This window comes from Parachlamydia sp. (assembly GCF_050255895.1).
Classification (GTDB): Bacteria; Chlamydiota; Chlamydiia; order Chlamydiales; family Parachlamydiaceae; genus Parachlamydia; species Parachlamydia acanthamoebae.
In genome coordinates, this window is record NZ_JBFWIR010000116.1 from 1 (window position 1) to 3106 (window position 3106).

The window sequence follows — 3106 nt, forward strand, 5'->3', positions numbered from 1 at the left end:
TCTTTGGCATACTTTTGAACACTTTTTGGCATTTTATCTAAAATATTAGCCGTTTTATGCACCCAACACCTTTGCTGCTTTGTTGCTGGAAACTCTTCATTTAAAGCTGCCCAAAAGCCAAGTGCTCCATCTCCAATCGCAAGCTTTGGTCCTTCTTTGAGACCTCGATGTTTTAAATTTTGCAAAACTTCTTTCCAAGACAGCTTGCTTTCTCGGTGCCCATCATGGATCATGATAAGTTCTTTATTTCCATTCTCTAAAGCATCTATCAGAACCAGAACGCAGGGTCGATCTTCTTCTAAACGAATGTTAAAATAAATCCCATCCGCACATATATAAACATACTTTTTTGCGGATAAATCACTTTTGAGCCAATTTGATATTCTGTTGTCCATGAATCTTTCAATCTAACGATATTTGTGGGTGATAGTCCTTTAGCATTTTCTCCCAAAATTGCCTCCAGAGCTCTCGAAAAATCCAGGGTGGATATTCCTTTAAGATACAAAGCAGGAATAACTGCATCTATACTTTGTGTCCTTCTCAAATAAGGTGGCAAAATCGCACTTGTGAACTTGCCATCGTCTCTATGTCTTATTCTAGGCTGGCGAATTGCAATTGGGCCAAGACCGGTTTGAATGTTTTTTTCTGAAAAAAAGCGAAAATCTTCCATGAGCGCACTCCCATTTAGTTTTTGTGGTAAAAAACATTTTAAGGATGCGCTCTCTTTTTTTCACCTCATACACAACTTTTGATCATATCTCGCCATGGATTAAATCAGGCTATAAGTAGAAATGGAGGAAGAGGAGTCAATCCGAGAGACATATTGTTAGCTCTACGAGATCCTAAAAAAATTGTTAATGAAGCGGGTAATACGGTAAAGTATATTGGGAAAAATGCGACTGTGGTTCTAAGCTCAGAAGGCAAGCTAATAACAACTTATGGAAGGCCTAGAGGGCCTCAAGTTTGGGATTTAAATGGCATAAAAAAAATTAAATGAGGAATGATGGATTTTACACACGCTCAAATTTCTTTTTTAAGTGACTGTATTGCGGACAAAAATATTAAAGAAAAATGCATACGAACTATAAAAGAAGAAAGAATATATGAAGGAAAATACCCTACAAATAAATATAATATTAAATTTTCATCAGATGAAAAAGCACAAATTTTAGATGAATTAACCTTCCTTTTAACAGAAAAAGGGCTGAATTTTGATGATAATGTTAATGATTCGGAAAAGTTAAATAAAGCATTAAAATCAAACAGAATTAATTATGCAATTAATAAAAAAGGAAAAAATAATCAAAATCTTTTCCTTTTTTATCTTTTAAATAATTTTACGGAGCAAACACAGGGTTATCGACTTCAAGTTTCACAGGTTTACTCATAGGAAAACCTATCTTTGTTAAATCAAATACAACAAGATCCGGGTCTTCTACTCGATCACCAATTCCAAGCCATTTAACCTCTTGGTTTTTAAGAATGTTAAAATGGGATTCCCACCTTTTTTTAAAGTCTCTACTTTCATAAGAAATGTGAGGAACTGCAGTAGTCCATAGACCTTGTTCACTATAACAAATCGTATCAATTTTTTGTTGAGCTTTTTTATAGTTCTCATGCAATGCTAACATTAGCAAGTTCCGCATTGCAAAAGCATCTAAATAAGTCTCAAATAATGCATTCTTCCTTGCAGCCTCACAGGTTCGCGGAACAGACATCTTGGCAAACCATCCTTCCCATTTAGGAGCACTTAAAGGGACTTGAACATTCGATTTAAGAATATATTCAAAACTTTCTGAGGACTCATCTTCAAAAGAAATTTCTATTTTCATAGGTACGCCATAGCATAAAGCGCTTGATCTTCCAAAATTTTTTGTCCATGTTGTTAATTGAATTGCTTTGGGATCGCTTATACCTTCCTTAAAATGTATAGAAAGGGTGAATCTTCGATTCCCTGAAGAATTGCTTTCCCTATTAAGCCCCCTTTTCTTTAATATTTGGTTAATTTCATCTACCATTCCCTTAAATTCTTCTATAGGACCCCTTCTTGTGTTTATTGTGGGATGTGATCGATTTATAGCAATATCCTCAAGATTCGAATCCATAGAAGAAGAGGACGATCCAGGAGAACCAGGTGAAGCGGAGTGAAATTCTTCGCCAGAGCTTTCAGATGGAACCGAAGTAAATGATGTATCGGAACTGGTCCCGGAAGGAGCTGTAGAATAACCGAGAAATCCTCTTTCTTCCTTATGCTTTTCCTTAGGCAATTTTAGCTCTATTAGATAAGGAGCTCCTGGTAGGTATTGAGAAAGATCTCCTTTTACATTAAAGTATTGTTTAGCTTTACCTATCCAAGAAGTTTCCGTTTTTTTTCCTTGAGGAAAGATAGCATAATAGAAAAATTTTTGTATCCTGTGCGCTGCTTCAATATATGCTCCAGCAAATTCTTCTTCTGTAAATACATAAATTGCAGTTTTTGGCAAAAAAATAGCTTCTTTCTGGCTTTCAAATGAAGCTTTATCTCTGTAGTAGATAATGTTAAAATTATGTCCCTTGAGAGATGCCCCAATAATTGGGCTAAGTATTAAAGAAAAATTTCCATTATGAATATTTAGCCGAGCATATTTTATCGTTAAAATTTCTCTTACACGGTCTAAATTTACAACTGTAATTTTTGGTCTAGCTGATTCTGGTCGACTATCTTTAAATAAAGTGGAACCCGATCCGTTATTTCCTCTGTAATAGTCAAGTTGAGACAATTTCATTTCTGATAACTCATCAAAAGCTGTGGTTGAAACAAGGTTTATCTTGACTTCCGCATTTCCTATTTCAATTGAAGCGGTATAAGCGTCATGGATTCCTTCGCTAAGTTGACATTTTAGTGATAAACTTGGACATTGCATAAATAATAAAACTCCTTAGTAAAAATGGGTATTTGGGAAAATCTAAATATTTTATTATTATTTAGCAATCTAAAACTAAGAGACTTTCTCTGAATTAAATAATACAGGCTATTCTTCTAACTACCAACCGAGTCATAGCAAGATAAAACATTGATAAACTGCTTGTTGCAATTAACTCATAATCCTTACTTAATCGACGACAT

The 3106-nt window shown here is 34.7% G+C and carries 2 protein-coding genes and 2 pseudogenes; 1 reads left to right on the top strand and 3 read right to left on the bottom strand.

The genetic code is table 11. The annotated features are described in order from the left end of the window. Window positions 1-655, bottom strand: a pseudogene (locus AB7E63_RS13240) (IS256 family transposase); the annotation flags it as partial. Between the two features lie 345 nt (window positions 656-1000). On the opposite strand from AB7E63_RS13240, the gene AB7E63_RS13245 reads away from it, so the two are divergent. Next, the gene (locus AB7E63_RS13245; RefSeq protein WP_428419650.1) at window positions 1001-1390 is read left to right on the top strand and encodes a hypothetical protein; all 390 of its coding nucleotides are present in this window, start codon (window positions 1001-1003) and stop codon (window positions 1388-1390) included. Here the strand turns inward: AB7E63_RS13245 and AB7E63_RS13250 are convergent. Further along, window positions 1338-2903, bottom strand: a complete 1566-nt coding sequence (locus tag AB7E63_RS13250; protein WP_284452592.1) for a hypothetical protein — start codon at window positions 2901-2903, stop codon at window positions 1338-1340. The genes AB7E63_RS13245 and AB7E63_RS13250 overlap by 53 nt on opposite strands. A gap of 94 nt (window positions 2904-2997) precedes the next feature. Beyond that, window positions 2998-3106, bottom strand: a pseudogene (locus AB7E63_RS13255) (IS5/IS1182 family transposase); the annotation flags it as partial.

What these genes read in the sequence shown, in the direction of transcription:
- AB7E63_RS13245 (WP_428419650.1), top strand. Translation starts at nt 1,001, where the DNA reads ATGATGGATTTTACACACGCTCAAATTTCTTTTTTAAGTGACTGTATT.
- AB7E63_RS13250 (WP_284452592.1), bottom strand. Translation starts at nt 2,903, where the DNA reads ATGCAATGTCCAAGTTTATCACTAAAATGTCAACTTAGCGAAGGAATC.